14 protein-coding genes and 1 tRNA gene are annotated in these 26,425 nt (G+C 41.9%); 10 read left to right on the forward strand and 5 right to left on the reverse strand.

Going from position 1 to position 26,425, the window contains the following annotated elements; translation table 11 throughout:
• Nucleotides 1-440: 440 nt before the first annotated feature.
• The 4 genes from rimI to aceK form a co-directional block, all read right to left on the reverse strand.
• Nucleotides 441-890 (reverse strand): ribosomal protein S18-alanine N-acetyltransferase, encoded by a 450-nt coding sequence (gene rimI, locus QQK06_RS15220; RefSeq protein ID WP_284245618.1) that lies wholly within the window; start codon nt 888-890, stop codon nt 441-443.
• Nucleotides 891-1,271 carry a DNA polymerase III subunit psi gene (locus QQK06_RS15225; RefSeq protein WP_284245619.1) on the reverse strand — a complete coding sequence of 127 codons (381 nt, stop codon included), beginning with the start codon at nt 1,269-1,271 and terminating at the stop codon, nt 891-893.
• A 117-nt stretch (nt 1,272-1,388) separates the two neighbouring features.
• Nucleotides 1,389-1,465 (reverse strand) — tRNA-Trp (locus QQK06_RS15230).
• A 117-nt stretch (nt 1,466-1,582) separates the two neighbouring features.
• Complete coding sequence (gene aceK, locus QQK06_RS15235; protein ID WP_284245620.1) at nt 1,583-3,343, reverse strand: bifunctional isocitrate dehydrogenase kinase/phosphatase; 1,761 nt, start codon at nt 3,341-3,343, stop codon at nt 1,583-1,585.
• A gap of 209 nt (nt 3,344-3,552) precedes the next feature.
• On the opposite strand from aceK, the gene queA reads away from it, so the two are divergent.
• From queA to QQK06_RS15265, 6 genes are all read left to right on the forward strand, one after another.
• Entirely contained in the window at nt 3,553-4,599 is a 1,047-nt protein-coding gene (gene queA / locus QQK06_RS15240) for a tRNA preQ1(34) S-adenosylmethionine ribosyltransferase-isomerase QueA (protein WP_284245621.1), read from the forward strand.
• Nucleotides 4,600-4,685: 86 nt separating this feature from the next.
• Nucleotides 4,686-5,819, forward strand: a complete 1,134-nt coding sequence (gene tgt / locus QQK06_RS15245; RefSeq protein ID WP_284246633.1) for a tRNA guanosine(34) transglycosylase Tgt — start codon at nt 4,686-4,688, stop codon at nt 5,817-5,819.
• Between the two features lie 37 nt (nt 5,820-5,856).
• Nucleotides 5,857-6,192, forward strand: coding sequence for a preprotein translocase subunit YajC (gene yajC / locus QQK06_RS15250; protein WP_284245622.1), 336 nt, complete (start codon nt 5,857-5,859; stop codon nt 6,190-6,192).
• A gap of 62 nt (nt 6,193-6,254) precedes the next feature.
• A complete protein-coding gene (gene secD / locus QQK06_RS15255) occupies nt 6,255-8,102 on the forward strand; it encodes a protein translocase subunit SecD (RefSeq protein WP_284245623.1) in 1,848 nt (615 codons plus the stop codon).
• Between the two features lie 11 nt (nt 8,103-8,113).
• Complete coding sequence (gene secF / locus QQK06_RS15260) at nt 8,114-9,061, forward strand: protein translocase subunit SecF (protein ID WP_284245624.1); 948 nt, start codon at nt 8,114-8,116, stop codon at nt 9,059-9,061.
• A 565-nt stretch (nt 9,062-9,626) separates the two neighbouring features.
• On the forward strand, nt 9,627-10,070 hold the full coding sequence (locus QQK06_RS15265; RefSeq protein WP_284245625.1) for a hypothetical protein: 444 nt from the start codon (nt 9,627-9,629) through the stop codon (nt 10,068-10,070).
• Between the two features lie 72 nt (nt 10,071-10,142).
• Here QQK06_RS15265 and QQK06_RS15270 read toward each other — a convergent pair whose 3' ends face one another.
• The gene (locus QQK06_RS15270; RefSeq protein ID WP_284245626.1) at nt 10,143-11,321 is read right to left on the reverse strand and encodes a cyclic di-GMP phosphodiesterase; all 1,179 of its coding nucleotides are present in this window, start codon (nt 11,319-11,321) and stop codon (nt 10,143-10,145) included.
• Nucleotides 11,322-11,602: 281 nt separating this feature from the next.
• Between QQK06_RS15270 and QQK06_RS15275 the strand changes: the two genes are divergently transcribed.
• From QQK06_RS15275 to QQK06_RS15290, 4 genes are all read left to right on the forward strand, one after another.
• Complete coding sequence (locus tag QQK06_RS15275; protein ID WP_284245628.1) at nt 11,603-14,506, forward strand: hypothetical protein; 2,904 nt, start codon at nt 11,603-11,605, stop codon at nt 14,504-14,506.
• 145 nt (nt 14,507-14,651) lie between these two features.
• The gene (locus tag QQK06_RS15280) at nt 14,652-17,300 is read left to right on the forward strand and encodes a TonB-dependent receptor domain-containing protein (protein WP_284245629.1); all 2,649 of its coding nucleotides are present in this window, start codon (nt 14,652-14,654) and stop codon (nt 17,298-17,300) included.
• 458 nt (nt 17,301-17,758) lie between these two features.
• On the forward strand, nt 17,759-18,577 hold the full coding sequence (locus QQK06_RS15285; protein ID WP_284245630.1) for a sulfotransferase: 819 nt from the start codon (nt 17,759-17,761) through the stop codon (nt 18,575-18,577).
• Between the two features lie 34 nt (nt 18,578-18,611).
• On the forward strand, nt 18,612-26,414 hold the full coding sequence (locus QQK06_RS15290) for a DUF4347 domain-containing protein (RefSeq protein WP_284245631.1): 7,803 nt from the start codon (nt 18,612-18,614) through the stop codon (nt 26,412-26,414).
• The last annotated feature ends 11 nt before the right edge of the window (nt 26,415-26,425 follow it).

Below are 26,425 nucleotides of genomic sequence, written 5' to 3' on the forward strand. Positions count from 1 at the left end.
ATTTTATCAGTGTATGGATGTGTGAGTGTGTGAACTGAGGCTGGCTTTAATGCCAGCCTTTTTATGTACAGGATGTTTTCTCCAAAACGCAAAGGGCTCAGGATGAGCTTATGAGAAAATAGAATAAGAGCCAAATGAGTGGTGCAGAGATCGAACTACCAAAGCAACCACCGGTTTTAGAGAAGGCCATATCTGAAGAAGCAACAACTCAAGAAACGGCAGCAAAATGCGGCGTCGAGCGCCGTCACCAGAGCAATTGAACCAACAGCGTCAAATGAACTTTAGTTAAAGTAGTGCATACGTTGAGGTTTATCGTTTGCCCAGAGCACTTCGAAGTTTGAAATGATAATTTGTCGAAATAAATCTCGGCCTATAAATCGCAAAGCCCTTGTAGTTCCTCTTGAGCGAAGTGAAGTGCGAAAACTAAAACTTGAATCAATTTAAGCTGTCAGTATCTTTTTCATGACTATGGCGTCTTCATAACCTATTTCACTAGGGTAATAGCCAGTGCGGCGGCCAATTTCACTATAACCGTCATTGATATACATCATCAAGGCTGAAATATTCTTTGCTCTGACTTCTAATAATAACGTTTCGGCGCCTAAGGTTTTCGCCTGTCTCTGGTAGTGCTCGAGTAAATATTTGCCATAACCATTGCCTTGATAGTCAGGGCTTACGCAAATATCCATCAATGTGGCTTCCCCTAAGATATATTCACCAACATAAAAGCCGACTATGGCTTTTTCAGCTTTTAGGTAATAGCCAAAATAGCGTTCGCCTAGACAGCTGGCAAATACTTTTTCACTCCACGGGTGAGAGTGGCAGGCGTTTTCAATTGGCATTAGCTGACTAATGTCAGCTTGGGTAATAGCGATAAATTCTAATTGCATTTAAGGAGTAACTAATTGGTGTTGAACGATTAACTGCCATAGCGCTTGTTTGGCGTCGGCGTTTGTAGATAGATCATCTAGCTTAGGGGTGGTGAGTTCACCGTTATTAAATGACAGTTGCTGATCATCACTAAAACGCCAGCTAATATCGCCTAAGATCAACCGCTCACCTTGTTGCTCAATATCACTGAGCTCACTGCCAATGGCTAATAGTACATCCCTAAATACTCGATGATTAGATAGCTCAGCTAAGGAAACAACAGCTGTGTTATTTAAAGCTGTTGGTTCTGTTACTTGCTTTGTCTCTGCGATATTTTTTCGCTGCCACAGGCTAATGCCCATTTCATTAAGGTAAGCAAATTGTTTACGAGTTAGAACCATAACAGCAGCATTAATTCAGTGAATAAAAACGATGATCAGTATAAGGTGCTGAAATAAAGTTGTTAAGCATTAATTTGCGTTAGTGACATGCTATGAAAAGTTTCTAAGAAAAGGAAATGGCAGGGGTAGAGAGATTCGAACTCCCAACCGTCGGTTTTGGAGACCGCTGTTCTACCAATTGGAACTATACCCCTGCAACGGAGGAGAATTATACTCAAGCAAAACTAAAGGTAAAGCGCTAAATGAAAATTTTAAACTGTTCGGCTAAATATTGTTCTGTTTCACCGTGGCGTGACTCCATTATTTGATATTTATGGTTGTAGTTTTAACCGACTTGGATAAGGGAAAACGTCTTCAAAAACTCCGTTAGTAATATTTTTTTGTCTTTCTTGCCAATAGCTTGCCTTTAATAAATCCTCGTGGTGAATTAAAAATGCTTGGCGGTATTGAGGGTTTGCCAGAGCAAATGTCGCCAGTTCTTCCGGAAACATATCGCCAGGTTCAACATTATACCAGGGCTCGGCAGCGTAGATTTGCTCTTCGGTTACCGGTTCTGGTTTAATGCGAAAATTGACTTCGTTCATATAGCTTATTTCATCATAATCATAAAATATCACCCGACCATGGCGGGTAACACCGAAGTTTTTCAGTAGCATATCTCCGGGAAATATATTTGCCGCAATTAACTGTTTGATTGCTTCGCCGTAACCAAACATTGCATCGTTAATCTGTTGTTGATCTGCCTGAGCCAAATAAAGGTTGAGCGGGGTCATCCGCCTTTCTATATATAAGTGCTCAATAATAATGAGCTCTTGTTCAAAACGAATAATCGATGGCGCAACGGCTAATAGTTCATCCAGTAATTCGGGTGAAAAACGATTTTTTGGAAATGCCACTTCTGAGTATTCCATAGTATCAGCCATGCGGCCGACCCGATCATGTAATTTGACCAGCCGGTATTTTGCTTTAACGTCATTTTTGGTGATACGTTTGCTCGGGGCAAATTTATCTTTAATAATTTTAAATACATAAGGGTAAGAGGGCAGGGTAAATACCGACATTACCATGCCCTTAATACCTTGTGCTAAAACAAACTGGTCATCACTATCTGCCAAATGATGAAGAAAGTCGCGATAAAATTGGGTTTTTCCTTGTTTATGAAATCCGATGGCAGAATATAAGTCTGCCCGGGTTTTGTGGGGGATCAGTGCGCGTAAAAAATTGACCAGGGCTTGTGGGTACAGGCAATCAACAAAAAAGTAGGAGCGGGCAAAACCAAACACTACCGCCATATTTTCCTGCTCGGTCAGTACGGCATCTATATGTAACCCTTGCTGCTCATTATGAACGATGGCAACAATAAAGGGGAGCTCGCTACCTGGCGTGACCACTCGGCCAATTAAATAGGCCCCTTTATTGCGATAAAAGGTAAAGTTGAGAATGTCGATTGAGATATCGGCAACCTGATAGTTAGCTAAACTGGGTCGCTGACGAAAAACGCGTAATATAGCGCTTATTTCTGACGCTAAGTTAGGAAAATCCAGAGTAAAATCGGCATGGTGAATAATCGTTTTAATGGTGCTGCGTAAGCTTTGTTCAGCAAGGTGGTAACGGGAATAGATTGCCGGGTGATTACCGGAATTTATCTCCGCTTGGCTCGATTCAACGAAAATAAAGTCATTGTGATAATACTTGCGTTCAAATAAATGGCAAAACACCGAGTTATAAAAGCTTTCTGCTAATTCAGCTTGGGGATGTTGTTGTAATAACTTTATATAACAGTGTTTAACGGCTTTCCATAAAGACTCGTTTAGTTGATGAATATCAAAATCGTTTTTTAATGTTTCTAAGGTTTCTTCGACCCGTTTATCGAAATAGTCGGTTCGTTCACGGGCTGCATCCTGAATTTCCTGCCACTGGCATTGCTCAAAACGGATTTTAGCGCTACGAGTTAACTCACTAAATAAATAAATATGACGCGCGAAGCCGTTTAGTATGGTTTTTGCAATGGCATGCACTATTGCCTGCTGGCTTTGCGTTTGATGGTTGGCTGAAAATGTTGATTTTGTCATAAGCTGTTGACCGGTAGCTGCGCTTGTGCAAAGCATACGATAATATGATGATTTAGGAAGATAAATTTTTATCTATGCTCACTATAAATATCAGTGATGGTAATGCTAACACTTATCTGCCTTGAGTTTTACTTGCTATTAGTGCTGCAGGGCTCTAAAATTACGCGGTTTTTTTACCTAATAAATTGCTAGTAAGCTTGAAATAAATTATGCGTGTCGCTGACTTTGCCTTTGATTTGCCCGAAGAGCTCATTGCTCGTTACCCAAAAGAAAACCGAACCGCCAGCCGTTTAATGACGCTGGACGGTAATAGCGGTACGTTGGGAAATGGTCATTTTACCGATATTTTGGCGCAAATTAACGCAGGGGATTTATTGATATTTAATAATACCCGAGTGATCCCGGCACGGATGTTTGGTCAAAAAGCCAGTGGCGGAAAAATAGAAGTATTGGTTGAGCGTTTACTGGATGATAAACGGTTTTTAGCTCATATTCGTGCCAGTAAAGCACCCAAAGCCGGTAGTGAATTAATACTGGAAGGTAAAATTAAGGCGACTATGATCGCTCGACATGATGCTTTGTTTGAGCTGGAAATAGACGCCGAGCAGAATATATTAACTGTGCTGGAAGAAATCGGGCATATGCCATTGCCGCCCTATATTGACCGTCCGGATGAAGACAGTGATAAAGAGCGTTATCAAACGGTTTATAATGAAAAGCCGGGAGCCGTCGCTGCGCCAACGGCTGGCTTGCATTTTGATGATGCGTTATTAGCAAAAATCAAAGCAAAAGGTGCTAATCTGGCATTTGTGACCTTGCATGTCGGTGCTGGTACTTTTCAACCGGTAAGAGTTGAAAATATCAATGATCATATTATGCATGCAGAATATGTCGAAGTACCAGAATCCGTGGTAGAACAAATTCAGCAAACTAAAGCTAGTGGTGGCCGGGTGATTGCTGTTGGTACTACCTCAGTACGTTCGATTGAAAGTGCTGCACAGGCGGCAAAAGCCAAGGGGCAAGAGTTACAGGCGTTTTATGGTGATACTGATATATTTATTACTCCTGGTTATCAGTTTCAGATCATTGATGCATTAGTGACGAATTTTCATTTATCCGAATCAACTTTATTAATGTTAGTCAGCGCGTTTGCTGGCTACGATAATATCATGGCAGCATATCAACATGCTGTTGCCGAAAAATATCGTTTTTTTAGTTACGGTGATGCGATGTTTCTCACCAGAAAAACACGTTAATTGTAAAAACGATACTCACTCAACCGCTGGCCTGTTTCGCCGGTAGGTAAGGAAAAATTATGACAGAAACAAAAAAAGACAAAGCAATGCAGTTTGAGCTTATTACTAAAGATGGTAAGGCTCGTCGTGGTCGTTTAACGTTTGCCCGTGGCTCGGTGGAAACGCCTGCTTTTATGCCGGTTGGCACTTATGGCACAGTTAAGGGCATGAAAAGTGAAGAAATTAAAGAAATTGGTGCCGAGATTATTTTAGGTAACACTTTTCATTTAATGTTACGTCCTGGTACAGATATTATTGAACAGCATGGTGACTTACATGATTTTATTAACTGGGATAAACCGATTCTAACGGACTCTGGTGGTTTTCAGGTGTTTAGCCTTGGTGCCATGCGTAAGATCACCGAAGAAGGGGTGAAATTCAGTTCACCGGTTAATGGGGAGCGTATCATGTTAACCCCAGAGCGCTCGATGGAAGTGCAGCGTAAACTCGGTTCAGACATTGTGATGATCTTTGACGAATGTACTCCTTACCCAGCGACGCATCAAGAATCACGCGCATCAATGGAGTTATCATTACGTTGGGCACAGCGCAGTAAAGATGCCCATGGCGACAATCCTAATGCCTTATTTGGTATAGTTCAGGGCGGCATGTATGAAGATTTACGTGAAGTTTCTGTCGCAGGATTACAGGCAATTGATTTTGATGGTTATGCCATCGGCGGGTTATCGGTGGGCGAACCGAAAGAAGACATGATCCGTATCTTAGATCATACGACCCCCTTGATCCCGGAAAATAAGCCCCGATATCTCATGGGAGTAGGAAAACCTGAAGATTTAGTAGAAGGGGTACGTCGCGGCATTGATATGTTTGACTGCGTGATGCCAACCCGTAATGCCAGGAACGGTCATTTGTTTGTCACAACTGGCGTGGTAAAAATTCGCAATGCGAAAAATAAAACCGATACCGGGCCGTTAGACAGCGAATGTGATTGTTATACCTGTCAGCATTATTCTAAAGCGTATCTACATCATTTAGATAAATGTAATGAAATTTTAGGTGCCCAGCTTAATACCATACATAACCTACGTTTTTATCAACGGGTGATGAAAGGTTTGCGTGATGCGATTGAGCAGGGTAAGTTAGACGACTTTGTCGAGCAGTTTTATGCCTTACGTGGTTTACCGGTACCGCCGTTAGCCCAAGGCAGTGAGCAGGTTTAGTCATTTTAATAATTTAGAACAAGTATAAGAGGAAATTATGAGTTTATTCATTGGTACAGCACATGCAGCAGGCGCTTCAGCACCACAAGGTGGTGGTATGGAAATGGTGATCATGTTATTGGTTTTTGGTTTAGTGTTTTATTTCATGATCTATCGCCCGCAGGCCAAGCGAGTAAAAGAACATAAAGGTTTAATGTCGGCGTTATCAAAAGGTGATGAAGTACTGACTCAAGGTGGTTTAGTCGGCAAAATCATTAAAGTATCAGATGAAAAAGACTTTATTGTTATCAGCATCGCAGAAGGTACTGAAGTAACAGTACAAAAAGCGTCTGTTAACGCAGTATTGCCTAAAGGTACAATGAAAAACTTATAATTAATGGCAGGGAAATTGTTTTTTATTGCTATTTATTTTATCGGATCAGTTAAGGAACTATTGTGTTAAACAAGTCTCCATTATGGAAAACCCTGCTGGTGATTTTTGTGGTAGCGATTGGTGCGTTGTATGCGTCACCTAATCTCTATGGTGAAGACCCGGCGGTACAAATATCAGGATTAAGAGGAGTTGAAGCAGACGCGACAACCCTAGATACCATTAAATCTCAGCTTGACCAACAACAAGTTGGTTTTTCAAGTATTGCGCTGGAACAAGGCCAGGTGTTAGTGCGTTTTAAAAATACTGAAAACCAGTTGAAAGCGCGAGACTTACTGGATGACTCTTTAGGCGGAAAGTACTCGGTGGCATTAAATCTGACGCCGGCTACACCTGAATGGTTAGCCGGTATTGGTGGTACACCAATGAAGCGTGGTTTGGACTTAAGTGGTGGCGTCAGTTTCACCATGGAAGTCAATATGAATGAAGCTATTGTGAAAGCACAAGATGGTATGGTCGGTGATTTTCGCAGCGATTTGCGTAATGAAAAAATTCGCTACCGTAGTGTGAAGAAAAGCACTAATGGCATTGATATTCAATTTCGTAATGCAGAAGATTTAGCGCAAGCGACTTCTTATTTAAAGCGTCGCAACCGGGATTTATTGTTTACTGAGAATGAAGAGACTTTAACGCTTAGCGCGACGATGAGCGAGCAAAAGCTGAAAGAGATCCGTGAATATGCCTTGCAGCAAAACATTACTATTATTCGTAACCGGGTTAATGAATTAGGGGTTGCAGAACCGTTAGTACAACGCCAGGGCCAGAAAAATATTATTATCGAGTTACCGGGTGTACAAGATACCGCGAAAGCGAAAGAGATCTTAAATGCAACGGCGACCATTGAATTTAGAATGGTTGATCAAGAAAGCGATCTCGGTAATGCACTTAATGGCCGGGTGCCTGCGAGTTCGCAATTGCTATATGACCGTGATGGTCGTCCAACGTTAGTGAAAAAACGCATCATGTTAACGGGTGATCATATCGTTGATGCCGGTTCCAGTTTTGATGAATATTCTCGTCCACAAGTTAATATCACTCTTGATTCACCGGGCGGTAGCAAATTCTCTAATGCAACGAAAAACAACATTGGTAAGCCAATGGCTACGGTATTTATTGAGTATAAGCCGACTGAGCGTAAAGATAGCGAAGGTAATACTATTTTTGAGAAGCATGAAGAAATTATCAGTGTTGCTACTATTCAGGCGCGCTTAGGTAAATCTTTCCGTATTACCGGTGCTGGTTCTCAGCAAGAAGCCCATAACCTGGCGTTGTTATTACGTGCCGGTGCTTTGATTGCACCGATCCAAATCGTTGAAGAGCGTACTGTAGGGCCATCACTGGGAGCGGAAAATGTTGAACTTGGCTTTCAGGCAATCGTTGGCGGCTTTGCTTTAGTGTTTATCTTTATGCTGATTTACTATCGTGCTTTTGGTGTGGTAGCGAACTTAGCACTTGGGGCAAACCTGATTTTAATTGTCGGCGTGATGTCGATGATCCCAGGAGCAACCTTAACCTTACCAGGTATGGCCGGTATCGTATTAACTGTTGGTATGGCGGTTGACGCTAATGTGTTGATATTTGAACGTATTCGTGAAGAACTGCGTGAAGGAAAGTCGGTACAGCAAGCGATCCATCAAGGCTATGATGCGGCATTTTCAACGATTTTAGATGCTAATATCACGACATTAATCGCAGCGATTATCTTGTATGCGGTTGGTACCGGACCGATTAAAGGTTTCGCTATCACATTGTCAATCGGTATTGTTACCTCAATGTTTACTGCGATTGTTGGTACTCGTACCGTAGTCAACGCAGTGTGGGGCGGTAAGCGTCTCGATAAGCTTTCAATATAGGATTTGATCATATGCAATTATTAAAGTTGAAAGAAACCGTTGAGTTTATGCGCTTTCGCAAAGGAGCGATGGTATTTAGTATTTTGTTAATGCTAGCCGCATTAGGCTCGTTATTTGTTAACAAGCTCAATTTTGGCTTAGATTTTACCGGTGGTACCTTAATTGAAGTTGGCTTTGATCAAGCAGCAAACTTAAATCAAATTCGTCAAATCATGGACAGCAATGGTTATGACGATGCGGTAGTGCAATTATATGGTAGTTCGAAAGACGTCGTCATTCGTTTGGCTCAGCGGGAAGATGTCAAAGCGGAAATGCTAGGCAACCAGATCCTGTCAATCTTAAAGCAGGGCACAGGACAAGAGCTAGTGATGCGCCGTATAGAGTTTGTTGGTGCCAGCGTTGGTGATGAGTTAACCGAGCAAGGTGGACTTGCAATGTTAACTGCGTTGATTTGTATTCTGGTCTATGTTGCGTTCCGTTTTGAATGGCGTTTTGCCTTAGGTTCAGTATTTGCGTTATTTCACGATGTTTTGTTAACTTTAGGTTTGTTTTCTGTGTTACAACTAGAGTTCGATTTAACGGTATTAGCAGCAATTCTGGCGGTTATCGGTTACTCACTTAACGATACTATTGTTGTATCTGATCGTATTCGTGAGAACTTTAGGAAAATACGTGACGGGGGCCCGGAAGAAATTATCAATATTTCATTGACCCAAACCCTGAGCCGAACCTTTATCACCTCTATTACTACCTTACTGGTACTTGTTGCCTTGTTTTACCAAGGTGGTGCATTAATTCATGGTTTTGCCACCGCCTTATTATTTGGTGTTTTTGTTGGTACTTACTCGTCAATTTATGTCGCCAGTGCGGTTGCTTTAGGCTTAGGAATTTCAAAAGAAGACTTGATCCCTGAAGTGATTGAAAAGGAAGGAGCAGATCAGGAAGCTATGATGCCGTAGTGCTTTCTCCTTATTATGATCAAAAGCCAGCAATATGCTGGCTTTTTGTTTTCAGCTCTAAACCTTCTATTTCAGTTGATGGTTATCATTCAAAAGGGGTTGGCTGAAAGAGTTCACTCGTTAACACTATTCTAGTTTATTGGCTGCTTAGTTTGTTGTGGGAGCTTAACGAAACGACAATAGCTCCTGCGTTATTCTAGTCGCCTGCACCCATCTATAACCCTGTGCTGCTAGCCAATAAAACTCAGATATTTTTATGCTACGCTAACAGTGATTTTTCTCGCCCTATTGGACTATTTTGTCCTAAGAAGAAACCAGTGGGGTAGGCATAGGCCTAAGTAAAGTTGCTGGGCTAGCTATAAAGGTAAAATTGAACTCTCTTTGTTAAAAGGTGTAATTCAGATGTCTTATTTAAGAATTATTTTGTAATAAAATTACACAAGTAAAAGTTTTTCATCGTTTCTTAAGTGAAATCTTGTAATTTAATTACATTTAATGCTTGATTATGTAATTTTATTTAGTATAATTACTCTAAATTATTCCTGTTCGTTTTTTTGAGGTCTTTATGAAAAGATTAATTAGTTTTGTTATTTTATTGGTTATGCCAACAGCAACTTTCGCTTTAACGACTAATGTTGAGTTCAAAGCTTATGATCAATCGTTAGCAAGCCAAGTGTGTGTGACTGCAGCAAAAGATGGTTTTCAGGCAGCAAAAACTCGACTTAAAAATAGTGTCGATAATTATATTGAAGTCATGCTTTCAATTAAATGTAATGGACAAAATTTACGCTCATTTGCTAAAAATTATCAACCGGTTAAGCCTGAAGCGCTAGTGAAAAAGTCTGTGATGATCAAAGCAGCCGATAATAGAGAAGAATCGAAGATTTGTGCTGCGGCAGTTAAAAATGGTGTTAAAGCTGTGGCTGAGCAAACAGGCAATAAAGTCGATGACCTATTATGTAACGGCGTTACGCTTAGACGTTTTGTTGCTCGCTATACCACTAGTTAAATTGCACTTTCTTTCCCCCATGTGCTTGGCCGCTATTTGTTAGCGGCTTTTTTTTGCTTAATTTCTTCAATATTAATTTACGATATCTTTGAGTACTTTATTGAGATTTATTTGATAATCACTGGCTAATTCGGCAGAAACAATGCCAAATTCCTCTTCAGTTAGATCATGATCACTAGGTTTAGTGTAGCGGTTGAATTTTAGGTTGTAGATGACTTTGATTTTTGGCTTCAATGGTTCAATTCGGTTACCTTCCATGACAATGGCAAGCTTCTCGTTTGAAAGTTTAACCAAAGAACCAACCGGATGAATGCCTAAGTATTTTATGAACTGTTGTACCAAATCGGCATCAAACTTTTCTTTATTCTTTAATAAGTGACGTAATACCGCTTGTGGCAATTGTCCCTTTCTATAGTTTTTTTCGCCGGTCATCGCATCGTAGACATCGACAATAGCGGTGATCCGGGATAATTTTGTTAGCTTGTTATTTGCGATGCCCCGGGGATAACCTGAACCATCAACTCTTTCATGATGATTAACTAACATATCAACGATGATGGGGCTGGTGAATCCTTCTCTTTTTGCCAGTTCCACCCCCCATAAAACATGCTTTTTGACGACTGACATTTCGTTTGCAGTCAGGGCATCGTTTTTGGTGAGTATAGCTTTTGGCACTTTAGCCGAACCGATATCATGAAGCAAAGCGCCTAAGGTCATTTCTTTAACCGTATTTGTTTTTAACCCTAAATATAATGCAAAGCCGCAGATCAATACCGCGCAGTTGATCGCGTGCTCCCATTGATAGTTAGATTTTTGCCTGATACGGGTCAAAATGGTAATGGCATGTTCATTTCTTAATATTGAGGCAGTAATTTCATCCGCCAGTATCGCCATAGAATCAGGACTTAGCGGTTTCCCTATTGAACTGTTAAGAAATAACTCTCTGACATTTTCTGTCGCTTGATCATAGAGCTTACATGAGTGAGCTAACTCTTCATTTAACGAGGTTTGAGGTTCCTCTTCTGTTGGGGCGTTATCTGCAGTTTGTTGCTCTATCTTATCGCTATCTTCAGTTTGGTTTGGATCGCATTCTATCACCACATGGACGACACCTTGCTTTTTTAGCAGCTCTATAGTGCGAGGGGAGTTAACACTCCCCTGATTTTTAACCTTATGGTTAGTATCTTTTAATATGATGTCTTTGACATACATACCAACTTCTAACTCATCTATAGATAGTTTCTTTAACATATATGCGATTTAGCCTGTTATTCTTTTTATAGTATCGGCGATAAATGATTTTTATTTAAGCATACACCTTATCTTATTTGCAGTGGTACTGTCATCTTAGTGTCATGTTTGCGAAACAAAAACTACATATTTCTAAAACATTTCTGTCATTTTTCCTCCGTAGGATAACCGCAACTTTTAATCAAGCTGATTAAATGAAGTTTTCATGACAATAGTTCATGAATGCCTGTCTTTAGTCTGTTTGTTCGATTTAACAATAAAATTCTGCGGAGCAGAGCGAGATGCAAATGAAATCATTCTTTAAAGTAAGTGCTATTGCCAGTGCGTTATCATTAACATTAGTCGGTTGTGGTGGTGACATTAATTTGAAATCAGATGTTGATAATTCAGTGGGTGATACTGTTATTAATAACCCTGAACCAGTAGATAACGGTGGTAACCTTGATTCATTACCTGGTATTCCTAATACTGCAATGTCAACTATAGTAAGTACTGCTTTAGGTTTTGATGTTCAGGTTCAAACCATTGAAGGTAATATCACAGAAGATACTACTTTAGTTGCCACACTAGGTAATAAACCTGTCATGTATGCTTTGAAAGGACAAGTGACCGTAGGTTTAAGTTCTACTGGCTCATCAAACAGCTCGGCAAAATCAGGTGTTCAAAAATCTTCTTTAGCTGCTAATGGCGCTACTTTAACAATTGAACCTGGTGCCGTGCTGTTTGGTCAGTCAGGTAAAGATTATTTAGTTATTCAGCGTAACTCAAAAATTATGGCTGAAGGTACTAAGGCCAAGCCAATCGTCTTTACTTCTTTAGCTGATGTTCAAGGTGAAGAGACAGCTGCCGGTCAGTGGGGCGGTGTTGTTATCTTAGGTAATGCACCATCAAATAAATGTCCTACTGATGGTAGTGAATGTGCGCTTCAAGTTGAAGGTGTTGAAGAAGGTGCGGTATTCGGTGGCACTGACTGGGAAGATAACTCAGGTGTCCTAAAATATGTTGTTGTAAAATATGCCGGTTATGAGCTTTCTACCGACAATGAATTAAATGGCATTACTTTCGGTGGTGTTGGTTCAGGTACAACCGTTGATTATATTCAAATTCACTCCAATGCCGACGATGGTATCGAATTCTTTGGTGGTGCGGTTGATTTAAAACACGTAGTGTTAACCGGCAATCAGGATGACAGCCTTGATATCGACAATGGCTACCGTGGACGTATACAGCATGTTTTCATTCAGCACGACAAAAACTCAGGTAAAGCTAACCGTGGTATTGAAGCCGATAACGATGGCAAACATCCTGATAAAGAACCTATGTCAATGCCAACCATTACCAATATTACTATCATGGGTAATAACTATAAAGGTGATGACAGGGATTCGGAAGGTATTTATCTGCGTGAAGGTGTAGGAGCACACATCTATAATGCTGTGGTTACTGGTACTTCTGAAATGGGTGAATGTCTAGAGCTTGAAGGTGGTAAAACTTCTTCTGTTACTGTTGATAATGCCAATAACGGTAATATTACCTTCCAAAACAGCATCATAGCTTGTAGCAATGGCGAAAATTTTAAAAATGCCAAAGCCAATCAGGATACTAATGATACTTCTGATGACACAGTATTGCTTGATGTTGAGCAATGGTTCCTATCGGAAGAAAGCAACGGTGTCAGTACTTCATTATTGATCGATGCCGATGGTATGCCTGATAGTAACTCTCCTTTGGTTGCTGAAGGTGCGGGTCAAAACGTAGCCAATACCGTAGATCCTTGGTTTGATGAAGTGCACTATGTAGGTGCTTTAGATGGTAGCAATGACTGGCGTCAGGGGTGGGCCTTTGGTTTTGGTGGCGGAGAAGTCACAGCTTCAGCACCTGTTGAAGGCTGCCCTGCTGGCACAACGGCTATTTCACCTATCGATGGCGCAACAACTACCTGTGAAATCTCGGGTACCATCACCAGCGATATAACACTAACTGCTAACAATATCTACGCGTTAAATGGTGCTGTATTTGTTGGTCACGATAAAGCCGATTCTGCAACGTTAACAATTGAGTCAGGCACCACTATTTTTGGCCGCAATGGTAAGGATTACTTGGTGGTAAGCCGTGATTCAAAAATTGAAGCCAACGGTACTGCATCAGCGCCAATTACTTTCACTTCAAGTGAAGATTTAAAAGGTGAAGCAACGCACGCAGGCCAGTGGGGGGGCATCGTACTTTTGGGGAATGCTAAGTCAAACAAATGTCCTACCGACGGTAGTGAGTGTGCACTTCAGGTAGAAGGCGTTGAAGAAGGTGCTGTATTCGGTGGCACTAACGATGAAGACAGCTCTGGTACCCTACGTTATGTCGTGGTTAAGCATGCGGGTTATGAGCTTTCTACCGATAATGAGTTAAACGGTATTACGTTCGGCGCCATAGGTTCGGGCACAAAAGTGGAATACATCCAAATCCACGACAATGCTGATGATGGTGTTGAGTTCTTCGGCGGTACAGTAAACCTCAAGTATGTTGTATTGACTGATAACCAAGATGACAGTGTAGACTGGGACAATGGCTACCGCGGCAATATGCAGTATGTACTGGTTAGACAAAACCCTGAAAATGGTGAAACTAACCGTGGCATTGAAGCTGATAACGACGGAAAAATCGCTAATAAGAAGCCACAATCAAATCCAACGATAGCTAACGTGACCATTATCGGTAATGATTATAAAGGTGATGACAAGGATTCAGAAGGTATTTATCTGCGTGAAGGTACCAAGGCGCACTTATATAACTTTGTCGTGACTGGCTCTGCAGGTATGGGTGAGTGTTTTGAAATTGAAGGCGGTAAGACATCGTCGGTTACTGTCGACCAGGCGAAATCTGGTGAAACCGTTATCTCTAACTCAGTATTTGCATGTAGCGAAAACTTCAAAGACTCATATGCTAACCAGGATACTGCCGATAAGTCTGACGATGTTGTCTTACTTAACGCTGCAGATTGGGTTTTAAACAGCAACGAAAACAACTCAACAGCAACTGGTAAGTCTGACGTTGTAAACGGTATCTACACCCTAGATGCGACTACTCCTAAGACATTCACAAACAACACTTTCTTTGATAATGCCGACCACATAGGTGCGGTTAGTGAATCAAACGACTGGACTGCTGGCTGGACTGTAGGCCTTGAGTAATAGTGCAACTTGCTATTTAACTAAAGCAATGAATGAGAGCGATGGCTATTAACGCCATCGCTACTTTTTAACAAGCAAACTCAAAACTATGACCTAACAGCTGACTAGAACACTATGTTCTTCAGCCATTCCCAAGAGGTTTATTATGAATAAAACATTCAACCGTTTCAGCTTAAGTAGTATAGCTGTAGCGGTACTTGCAAGCTTACCTTCAACTAATTTGATTGCTCAAGAAACAGATGATAGAGCGATTGAAGAAGTTGTTGCTAAAGCAAGTCGCTTAAAAGGCACTGCTAGTGCAGTTATGGAAGAACGTAAAAGCCAAGCGTTTGTTGCTGATATTTTAGGTGCCGAGCAAATTTCTCGTACCGGTGACAGCGATGCAGCTGCCGCTCTTCGACGTGTTACCGGTTTGACGTTGGTTGATGGTAAATTTATCTATGTGCGCGGTTTAGGTGAGCGTTATTCAAGTACGCAATTAAATTCTGCATCTGTACCAAGTCCAGATCCTTCAAGATCAGTCATTCCATTGGATTTATTCCCTGCAGCAATGATCGAATCACTGTCGGTACAAAAATCGTATTCGCCATCTATGCCGGCGAATTTTGGTGGTGGTAATGTTGATATCCGTTTAAAAACTATTCCGACAGACTTCATGTTCAACATCTCCGGTAATCTGGGGGGGAATGCCGATAATTTTGATGAGGGTATTTTTTACAACGGGGGGGATAACGATTGGCGTGGTGAAGACGATGGAAAGCGTGCTGCACCTGTTCAATTAATGGGTATGTGGAGGAACTACCAGCCACTGGATGAAGTGTCACAAGATGAGAATCGTGCCATAGCTGCGATGTTAAACCGTGATTATGATCCGAAATCTCAAAGCATAGACCCAAACTGGGGTGTTGACTTGTCTTTTGGGGATCGCTTTGAATCAGGTAAATGGCGTTTCGGTTATTTAACTTCTGTATCTTATGATAATAACTGGCAGGTTTCAAAACTGTATGAAGGCCAGGATTTTGTTAATAATGATGATGGTAGCTATTCGTTAGTGCGCGGTTTTGATCAGGTTGATGCTACCGAGCACAGTATTCGATGGTCAGGTATGCTGAACTTGGGGATTGAATATGATAAAGCCCATCGTATTGATATCAGCAATATTATCTTGCACGATACTGCCGATAAAATTAAGGAAAAATTTGGTAACACCAATAATGCTTTGATTACCGATGGTTTGCGAGTGCGTGATATTGATGTTAATTATGAAGAGCGCGAGCTGATTGCTACGCAAATTCGTGGTACTCACAATTTCCCTGAATTTAATAATCTGGGCTTTGACTGGAAATATTCAAACGCTAGGTCCAGCCGTTATGCACCTGGTAACCTTACCACTCGCTTCATGCTAACGGATAACAACGAAGATGGTGTATGGGATTTGTCAACCGAGTCAAGCCTGCGTAAGGGGCGCACTGCTGGTCGTTATACTTTCCAGGATCTGAATGACAAAGTTGAAAACTATGGCTTTAACTTCTCGATGCCTATTTATTTTGATGGCGGTGAAGTGGAATTAAAAGCTGGTGGTGATTTTATCGAAAAATCACGTGACGCCTTTGCTCGCCGTTTGGATATAAATACATTAGCCTTTGATAACGCTGACTTAAGCGGTTATGTTTTGGCTGATGTACTGACTGATAATGTTATTTTAAATCATCCGCTGGCTGGTTCTGAGACTATTATCCGTGATAATTCAGTACCGGGTGATGATTATTTATCAGCACAGATGGTTGATGCTTATTACTTCTCAGCAGATTTTCTGTTTGATAATACCTGGCGCGTTAGCGGCGGTGTTCGCTGGGAAGATTTTCGTCAAGTAGTCGCTCCGTTAGATCCGGAAAATGGTCAGTTTGACTTACCAACATCGCCAACCGAGCAAGATCTTGCGAACATGGCTTTTCGGGAAGACGACTTCTATCCGGCTTTGGCACTAACTTATATTGCCAGTCCACAGGTTCAATATCGTTTGTCTTATGGTGAAACTACGGTTCGTCCTGATTTACGTGAAGTAGCGCCGACTACCTATTTGGATCCATTAACAGAGTACCCGGTACGTGGTACCCCTGGCATCCAAACAACACAGATTAAAAACTATGATCTGCGTTGGGAGTGGTATTTGGAAACCGGAGAAAACTTATCTGTAGGCCTGTTCTATAAAGACATGGTCAACCCGATTGAATCAGTACAGTCGCCGTCTCAGGATGGTCCTCCGCTTATCGTGATGGCTAATGCTGATGATGGTGAAGTTTATGGTGTTGAAGTTGAGTTTATGAAGGACTTTGCTTTCTTAGGTGGCATTGGTAGTGATTTCTTCGTTTCTGGTAATGTTACCTTAAGTGATTCTGAAATCAACATCGATACTCAGCGTGTGGTTGAACAAACCGGTGTATCTGCTGCTGTCACCAATGCCAGCCGCCGCATGACTGGCCATTCCCAATATGTGGTTAACTTGAATTTGGGTTATGACGCGCCAAATGGTAACCATGCGATTACTTTGGCATACAATGTCTTCGGTGAACGTATTATTATCCCTGGAATTGAAGGTCAGGAAGACAGAATGGAGCAACCGTTCCATTCACTGGATTTGGTTTATACTTATTACCCAAGCTTTGCTTCAACCTTGAAATTTAAGGCGCAAAACTTACTGGATCAGAAAAAAGAAATGGAATTTTCTGATACCTTATTCCGAAGTGAAACTAAAGGTATTGGCTTTGATATCTCTTATAAATATGAGTTTTAATCATTGATATTGAGCAAGCGGTTTAAAAGTTAGCATTAAATAAAAGCCATTCGCTAAAAACGAATGGCTTTTATATACATGGATGTATGGTATAACGAAATTGCAGGAGCATAATTTCGTATATATGGATGTATGGTATAACGAAATTGCAGGAGAATAATTTCGTATATACATGGATGTATGGTCAGTTTTTGTTCCGGAAAACTAAGTACTCACAATACCAGCAATATCGAAATTGTATGAGCACTATTTAGTCTAAATCGTTATCTTTAAAAAAATATTTACTTAATTTTCTTAACCTTATAACAAATCTTTGACTATAATCACGTAGATACATTCTGTTCTAAACTAGACAGTAGTTAATCTAAATATAATTAGTGCTAGCGAAACAAGAATGTTAACGCAGTAAAAGAATAAAAACTCGGTTACGGGTATTAAACATAGGGATTGCATTTTTCATGAGCCAGTATCACTTTATTTCCGGTCTTCCACGCTCTGGTTCAACGCTATTAGCGGGTATTCTTCGACAAAACAGTTCGTTTCATGCGGCGATGTCTAGCCCCGTAGCGGGCTTAATGAATGGCACGCTTGAGCAAATGGCGGCAGGCAGTGAGTTTCATGCTTTTTTTGATGATGTTAAACGCAAACAAATGTGTCAGGCGATATTTTCGGCCTATTACAGTGAACACCAAGAGAAACACGTTATTTTTGATACCAACCGTATCTGGTCTGCCCGCATGCATCAGTTGGTTGAACTGTTTGGCCGCAATTTTAAAATGATCTGTTGTGTTCGTAATCCAGCCTGGATCATGGACAGTTTTGAGCGTATTTATCGTAAAAACCCTTTTGAATACAGCCGTATGTATAGTCCGCAAATGCGCCAAACCGTTTATTCCCGCTGTGAAGGCATGATGAGTGCGCAAGGTGTGGTAGGCAGCGCCTGGACCGCATTAAAAGAGGCATATTATGGTGAATTTTCTGAGCAATTGTTGTTAGTTGATTATGATTTATTAGTGAGTCAGCCTGAGCAGTGCCTACAATTGTTGTATCAGTTTATCGAAGAGCCATCCTTTACTCATGATTTTGAACATGTCGAATATCAAGAAGGTGAGTTTGATGCCCAGTTAGGGGCTAAAGGCTTGCATACGGTGAAAAAGAAGGTGGCCTTTAGCCCTCGTCGCAGCATATTACCGCCTGATTTATATGAAAAATACAGTGAAATGGCGTTTTGGCAAGATACCACTGGGACGTCTGCCAGCATCATTTCACCCAAGTAATCCAATAGTTAACGCTAGTTAAAGAGGACTCGTTGTGAAACAATCGAAACTCAATCAAGTAATGGCCGTCATGATGCCTTTAGGAGTATCTGCTTTTGCTCCTTCGGTGGGCGCTTATTATCGACAAACCAGTAAAGAGCAGTTCACGACGATTGATAATGGCGTGCCTTTGGCAAGTACAACATCACAACTGGCGTTAAAACAAGGCGCTTCATCACCGTTAAGCGCTGCTGATCTTTATACTAAAGTGCCTGCTGAACAGTCGTTAGCAATTAAACAACTTAAAGCAGCTACAGTGATTGATGTGCCAGTGATTGATAAGGTGCAGCTGACTCGCTCAACCGCTGTTAAAGAGCTGGTAATTGTCGATACTGCTGTTGATGATTACGCAACTTTAATACGCGATATCAATCCTAATGTAGAAGTCCGTTTTATTGATAAAACCAAGCCAGGGCTTGAGCAACTCAATAATATTCTGGCTGATTATCATGGCTTAACGGCGCTGCATTTGGTGTCACATGGCGCTGATGGTGTGCTGCAACTTGGTACGGATAACGTACAGGAGCAAGACCTTAAATTGGGGCAATCATTATCTATCCTTGAGCAGGTAATGGCTGATGATGCCGATGTGCTGCTTTATGGCTGTAATTTGGCCAAGTCAGCTAAAGGTAAAGCATTGCTTGAATTGATCAATAATAACGCTAAGGTAGATGTGGCTGCATCAAATGATTATACCGGGGCAAAGCAACAGAACGGTGATTGGGAATTAGAAGTCGTTCGTGGAAATATTAACGCTAAACAGCCATTCTCAGAAATAGCACTTAATAACTTTGCTCATGTCTTGGCATTTACAGGTACGATAAATTTTTCAACTGTGACTACCGCCGGCGCTTTAGGTGGTGGTAGTGGTACAAATGCAGAATTTGGGGGGGCCGGTGGTTATACTCTTGTTTTAGACGGTGCGGCAGCTAGTACCTATGGAGGCTTTGGTCGGGGGTATAGCTCAAGTGGGGAGTCTCAATTAACTTTATCTTTTTCTGGAAATGAAAGTTTTCAGCCATCGTCAATTTATGTGTATAACATTAGTGGCTTAACAGACACATTTGTTGTTACTGCCGACGTAGCTGGTAGTGTTAATTCAGGAGCGCTTAATGATTCAGCAGGTACAACAATTGATCTTAGTAGCTTCGGTGCAGGTGTAACTAAGCTGTATATAAGTGTTCAAGATAGCAGTGGGTACTTTTCCGTAGATAATTTCGCGGTGGCTAACGTTGCCCCTGCCAATTCAGCTCCAACAATTGCCAATTTAAATGGTGATAGTTTTACTTTTACGGAAGGGGATGCTGCCACCTTAATCGATCAGGGCACTGCTGCCACGGTTACTGATGCCGATGGTGGTGATTTTAATGCCGGCAATATGACGGTAACCATCACCTCAGGTGAAGATGCCGCAGAAGATGTGTTAAGTCTGGATACATCGGGTACTGTCGCATTGGCCGGTACTACTGCCAGTTCAAATGTCTCGGTTGGTGGCACGGTAATAGGTACCCTTGGTAATAACATTGCTGCTGGTAACGACTTGGTGGTGAATTTTAATGTCAACGCAACACCAACAAATACACAAACGCTGGTGCAGGCTGTTACTTTTCAAGACACCGATACCGATAACCCTACCACAGGGGCGCGTAATGTTCGCCTGACGGTAAATGATGGTGATGGCGGAACTTCTGCTAACAGTGATATAACTATCACTGTTTCAGCGGTGAATGATGCACCTACAGCAACGGGGATTCCTACCGATGTTACGGTGACGGAAGATACCGCCAGTAATGTTGATTTATCAGCGGTGACGTTTGCAGATGTAGACAATGCTAGCTTAACGGTAACGCTCGCTGCAAGTGCAGGAACATTTTCAACGCCAGCAGATGGTGCTGGCGTGGGGGCAGGTGTCACTGAAACTTTAGTCAATGCCACCACTATCACGCTTGCGGGTTCACCTGCGGACATCAACACTTATCTTGATACTGCCAGTAATATTCAATACACCGGTGCCAGCAACGTCAATGGTAATGATGCTGCCACTATGACCATTAACGCAAATGATGGAACGGTCAACCCATTACTGGGAACGGTAAACCTTGATATCACAGCCGTGAATGATGCTCCGACAGATATGACGCTTTCAGCTAGTAGTATTAATCAAAGTGCTACGGGCGTGGGGGCAGATATAGGTACGTTAACGTCGACTGATGTTGATAGTGGTGCATTCACTTATAGTTTGGTTGCTGATGGCGCATCGGGCAGCGGCTCCTGTGGTGTTGGTAATGACGTCGATAATGCCAGCTTCCAGATTAATACCAATATATTAGAAACCGTTGGGGCTACCAATGCCAGCAGTTATAAGATCTGTTTGCAAACTAGTGATGGCAGTGCCAGTTACCAAGAAGCGTTTACTATTAGCGTGGCTGATGATGTTGCTCCTACTATTTCTGCGGTGAGTATCGCTAATAGTGCCCATAAAGTGGGCGATGTTGTAACGGCCACTATCACCGTGAGTTCAGATAGCGATGATTATACTACCGGCAGCGGTGGCATTAGCGGTACTATCGATGGCTATACCCTGGGCAGTTTAAGTAAAACCAATGATACTACTTATACTGCAAGCTTTACCATTACCGACGGTGGTACCGATGTTGCCGCTGGTAGCAATGTGCCAGTAAACTTTACCCTGGCAGATAGTACAGGCAACGCCTCTGGCGCCTTTACCACGGCAATCAGTCAGGCCAGTGATGCGATTTATGCTAATATTCCAACGGTAAATTTAACTGCTGATAGCAACACCATTGCAGAAGATGGTGGTGTGAGTGTGTTAACTGCTACTTTATCTGGAAGTTTGAATAGTTTATGGCCAGTTGATGTCAGTGTTGGCTTAGCATATTCTGGCACAGCTACAGTAACCACCGATTATACTAAGTCGAATACCATCACAATCGCCAGTGGTAGCAGTACGGGAACGGCAAATGTTACAGGCGTTGGCGATACCCTTTATGATGCCGCGTCAGCTGAAACCGTTATTGTTGATATTAATAGTTTATCGGTAGGCAATGAAGGCGCGACTAACCAACAAACCATCAATATTACTGATGCTGAGGCTGCACCAACGGTTTCTTTATCCGTAGGCAGCAATGCTATTGCTGAAAATGGTGGCACATCGACGATAACTGCGTCTTTGGAGCATGCAACCTATGAAGATGTAACGGTTAATTTAATCTATAGTGGTACGGCCACATCAGGTAGTGACTATAATAATACCGTAAGTGCCAGCGTTACAATTTCTGGTGGTAGTACATCAGCGAATGCTGCTACAGGTATTACAGGGGTAGATGATGTTACAGAAGAAGGTGGTGAAACTATCATTATAGATATTTCATCGGTTTCTGGTGGTGGCGCTACTGAAAGTGGTACTCAGCAACAAACTGTGACTATTTTGGATGATGACGATACTACTGCACCAACTATTAGCAGTGTCTCGGTACCAGCTAACGGTACTTATGCGACTGGACAAAACCTTAATTTTATTGTCAATACTGATGAAATTGTTACCGTTAATACCGGCGGAGGTACGCCGCGTTTAGTATTGAATATTGGTGGCGTGACTAAATATGCCAGTTACTTATCTGGTACAGGCTCTCAGGCGTTAGTGTTTCGTTATGTCGTTGAAGCTGGGTTAAATGATGCTGATGGGGTTGGCTTATCGGCGTTAGAAACCAATGGCGGCACTATTCAAGACGGTGCTGCGAATAATATCAATACCACTTTAAATAGCATCGGTGCTCTTGGCGGTGTGTTGGTTGAATCTGTTTCTCCTGTTGTGACAGGAGTTTCTGCTAGTACTGCTGATGGCAGCTATAAAGCGGGAGATGTTATTAATGTAACGGTGACTTTTGATGATACTGTTACGGTAAATACAACTGGCGGTACGCCGAGTCTTCTATTAGAAACTGGTGCAACTGACAGAGCAGCTACTTATGTTTCAGGCTCTGCCAGTAATACCTTGGTTTTTGATTATACGGTACAGGCCGGAGATACCAGCGCTGATTTAGATTATGTTGCAACAGGGTCGCTATCCTTAAATAGCGGTACAATTAAAGACAGTAATGGCAATAACGCAAGTTTAACATTGGCTGTGCCTGCCGCCGCGGGGAGCTTAAGTGATGGCAAAGCGATAGTTATAGATACAACGGCACCTGTATCTGCAGTGGTGACAACTCCTGCGGCTCCCTTAACTGTGACTGCTACAACGACATCAGTTAGTGGTACCCATGGTGAAGATGGCGTTAATGTTAAAATCTTTAAAGATGCTGATAATAATGGCACAGCGGATGATAGCAATGCACCTCTGGCAAGTGGAACCGTTGCTGCGGGTAGTTGGAGTCTGAATGCACCGCTGACCCTTGGCACTAATAACTTTGTGGTTATGGCACTCGATGCTGCGGGAAATGCTTCTGGTGCAGTAGATGTATCAACAATAACCAGAAATTCACCGCCAATAGTCAATAGTGATCCTACAGGTGCGGTAGTCATCAGTGGAAGCGCGATAGAAGGAGGTACTTTAACTGCTGATACTTCATCATTAGGTGATGGCAACGGGCTTGGTACGTTTAGTTATCAGTGGCAAAGTGGTGGCGCTAATGTTGGTAGTAATAGCTCAAGCTATCAGGTTGTAACTTTTGATATTGGCAATACTATTACCGTTACTGTGAATTATACCGATGGTGATGGTTTTGATGAAAGTGTCACTTCCGAACCGACCTCTGTTGTCGTCAACACTAATGATTCACCGACAGGTGCGGTATTAATTACTGGTGTGGTAGAAGAAGATCAAACCTTAATGGCCGATACCAGTACTATTGGTGATGCAGATGGATTAGGTGAGTTTAGTTTCCAATGGCTGCGTAATGGTGTTGCAATTGAAGGAGCAACAACTACAAGTTATTTACTTGGTGATGCTGATGTTGGTAGTGTGATAAGCGCTATTGTGAGTTATATAGATGGTTTGGGTACCTCAGAAAGTTTAGTTTCAGCGGAAACAGTTGCTGTCGCTAATATTAATGATGTACCAACTGGCAATGTGATCATTTCAGGTAGCGCCGAAGAAGATCAAACATTAACCGTTAGCGATACATTGGCAGATCTTGATGGTTTAGGTGAGATCAGTTATCAATGGCTTCGAAACGCTGAACTTGTTGAAGGAATGACAAGTGCTAGCTACACCCTGACTCAAGTAGATGTTGGTGCAACATTATCTGTTCAAGCAAACTATACCGACGGATATGGTCAGTTAGAATCTGTAACGTCAGCTGCTACAGAGGTTGTTGCAAACGTCAATGATTTACCTACTGGTGAAGTGGTTATTAGTGGTGTTGCTACTTCTGGTGAAATCGTAACGGCATCGCATACGCTTAGCGATGAAGATGGTTTAGGTGACATCAATTATCAGTGGCAACGAAATGGTGAAGCTATTTCTGGTGCGAACGTTGATAGTTATACGCTTACTGAAGATGATGTTGAACAGTCAGTTACTGTTGTAGCTAGCTATACTGATGGCCAGGGGACAAGTGAATCGATTCTTTCAAATGCCATCATTCCTATTTCGGGTACACCGATCGTTGGTAGCAAACCTGAAATTACCGCTTCTGCTGATGTCACGGTGAATGCAACAGGTCTGTTTACCGAGGTTGACATGAAAACAGCAATAGCAACAGACGTTGAAGATGGCGATCTTGCTGTGGCGGTAGATTCAAATAGTTTTTTCAGTCCTGGTTCACATATTGTAACTTGGTCAGCGGTAGACAGTGATGGCAATGAAGCTACTGATACTCAAGTCATTAATGTGATCCCTTTAGTTGGTTTAAGTAACAACCAAAATACCGCAGAAGGATCTACCGTTAATTTTAATATTATTCTGAATGGTCCAGCAGTCGAATACCCCGTTATTGTACCTTATACCATTAGTGGCACGGCAGATATTGATGGTTCTGATCATGACTTGGTCGATGGTAGCGTCACCTTGGAGTCTGGCCAATTAACAGCAAATGTTACTGTTAATATCGTTGATGATGGTGCAGGTGAAGGGCAAGAAACTATCGTAATTACCTTGGAAGAGCCAACAAATGCGATAATTGGTACTAAAGCTTCGAGCCAGATAGCCATTTTTGAGGGTAATGTTGCACCGGATGTGTCACTTACTGCCACGCAAGGTGATGGAGCAACTCGTATTGTTAGCCAAGATGGTGGGCTGGTGACGGTATCAACGACAGTAAAAGATCCAAACCAGAATGACAACCATAGTTATGATTGGTCAAATTCAGACAGTGCTTTAGTTGATACAGATGATGATGAGACGACTTTCACTCTTGATCCATCTGCATTATCTCCGGGTTTTTACAAATTACGTATCGCCGTAAGTGATGGCGATAAAGTTGGTCAGGATCGCTTAAAACTGCGCATTGATGAAGTATTACCTGAGTTAAATGATCAAGATGATTCAGATAACGATGGTATTAGCGACAAGGATGAAGGTACTGGTGATAACGATGATGATGGCATTCCAGATTTTCTTGATTCAGCGAATTTAGCTCGAAATGTTGTTCAGGAACGTCAGGCTGATGATACAAGCTTCTTGATGGAGACCGAGCCGGGATTAGCTTTAACCCTTGGTGAAGTGGCTTTCCGTGCTAAAAGTGCGAAAACACAAGTGAGTGAAGATGATATTGTTAATCACGGCAACGAAGGGCAAGGAGCCAATAAAGATGAAAGCTATGAATATAGTAATGGCTTATTTGACTTTAATGTTGAGGAACTTCCGATAGCAGGACAATCAGTTAGCATTGTGGTTGCTCAGTTTGCACCAATCCCTGCTGATGCGATTTATCGTAAATTGATGCCATCTGGCTGGCAGGACTTTGTCATTGATGATAACAATAGTGTTGCATCAGCATTTGGCAGTGAGGGGTTTTGCCCGCCACCGGGGGATGTTGCTTATATTAACGGTTTAACAGAAGGTCACTGGTGTGTGCAACTAACCATTGAAGATGGTGGTGCTAACGATGCTGATGGTGAAGTGAATCAGTCGATTGATGACCCAGGTGGTATTGCGGTTGCCGTAACGGGAAATACACGCCCTGAGGCGGTTGATGATGCTATCGATGTTAAACGCAACCATAATGTTTACATTGATGTATTGGCAAATGATATAGATGTTGATGGTGATACTTTAACTATCACCAGCGCAAATGTAGATATTGGGTCGGTTAGTATTGAAGATAACCAATTGCTATTCACTACGGAGCTTGATCATTATGGTATCGCCAATATCACTTACGGTATCAGTGATAGTCAGGGCGGCTCTGCAACTGGGCGGGTTGTTATTAACGTTGTCTTAAATAATGCGCCAGTAGCGGTTGATGATAGTGCTGAAACCGATAATGAAACCAGTATCGATATCAATGTATTAAGTAATGACAGTGATGCTGATGGAGATTCTTTAACGGTGACACAAGCAAGTGCTGAACATGGTAGTGTTACTATCAATGCTGATGGCAGTTTGCACTATACTCCAGCTTCAGGGTTTGAGGGTACTGATACGTTGAGTTATACCATTAGTGATGGTGATGAAGGAGAAAGTCAGGCTGTTGTATCTGTTACGGTTAAAGCCAGTACACCGGTCGTGATAGATAAACCCTCACACCGAAAAGGAGGAGGTAGTATGCTATGGATATTACTGATAGGCATTCTTGCTGTTGGTACTCGTCGTTTAGCCCATATTAAGCGATAATTAATTTTATT

The organism is Thalassotalea insulae, from assembly GCF_030161395.1.
GTDB classification, from domain to species: domain Bacteria; phylum Pseudomonadota; class Gammaproteobacteria; order Enterobacterales; family Alteromonadaceae; genus Thalassotalea_E; species Thalassotalea_E insulae.

Bases quoted from the DNA above. Each gene is read 5' to 3' on its own strand.
- rimI (WP_284245618.1), bottom strand. From the start codon at position 890: ATGCAATTAGAATTTATCGCTATTACCCAAGCTGACATTAGTCAGCTA.
- QQK06_RS15285 (WP_284245630.1), top strand. From the start codon at position 17,759: ATGAGCCAGTATCACTTTATTTCCGGTCTTCCACGCTCTGGTTCAACG.
- yajC (WP_284245622.1), top strand. From the start codon at position 5,857: ATGAGTTTATTCATTGGTACAGCACATGCAGCAGGCGCTTCAGCACCA.
- aceK (WP_284245620.1), bottom strand. From the start codon at position 3,343: ATGACAAAATCAACATTTTCAGCCAACCATCAAACGCAAAGCCAGCAG.
- tgt (WP_284246633.1), top strand. From the start codon at position 4,686: ATGCAGTTTGAGCTTATTACTAAAGATGGTAAGGCTCGTCGTGGTCGT.
- QQK06_RS15225 (WP_284245619.1), bottom strand. From the start codon at position 1,271: ATGGTTCTAACTCGTAAACAATTTGCTTACCTTAATGAAATGGGCATT.
- QQK06_RS15270 (WP_284245626.1), bottom strand. From the start codon at position 11,321: ATGTTAAAGAAACTATCTATAGATGAGTTAGAAGTTGGTATGTATGTC.
- queA (WP_284245621.1), top strand. From the start codon at position 3,553: ATGCGTGTCGCTGACTTTGCCTTTGATTTGCCCGAAGAGCTCATTGCT.
- QQK06_RS15275 (WP_284245628.1), top strand. From the start codon at position 11,603: ATGCAAATGAAATCATTCTTTAAAGTAAGTGCTATTGCCAGTGCGTTA.
- QQK06_RS15280 (WP_284245629.1), top strand. From the start codon at position 14,652: ATGAATAAAACATTCAACCGTTTCAGCTTAAGTAGTATAGCTGTAGCG.
- QQK06_RS15265 (WP_284245625.1), top strand. From the start codon at position 9,627: ATGAAAAGATTAATTAGTTTTGTTATTTTATTGGTTATGCCAACAGCA.
- secF (WP_284245624.1), top strand. From the start codon at position 8,114: ATGCAATTATTAAAGTTGAAAGAAACCGTTGAGTTTATGCGCTTTCGC.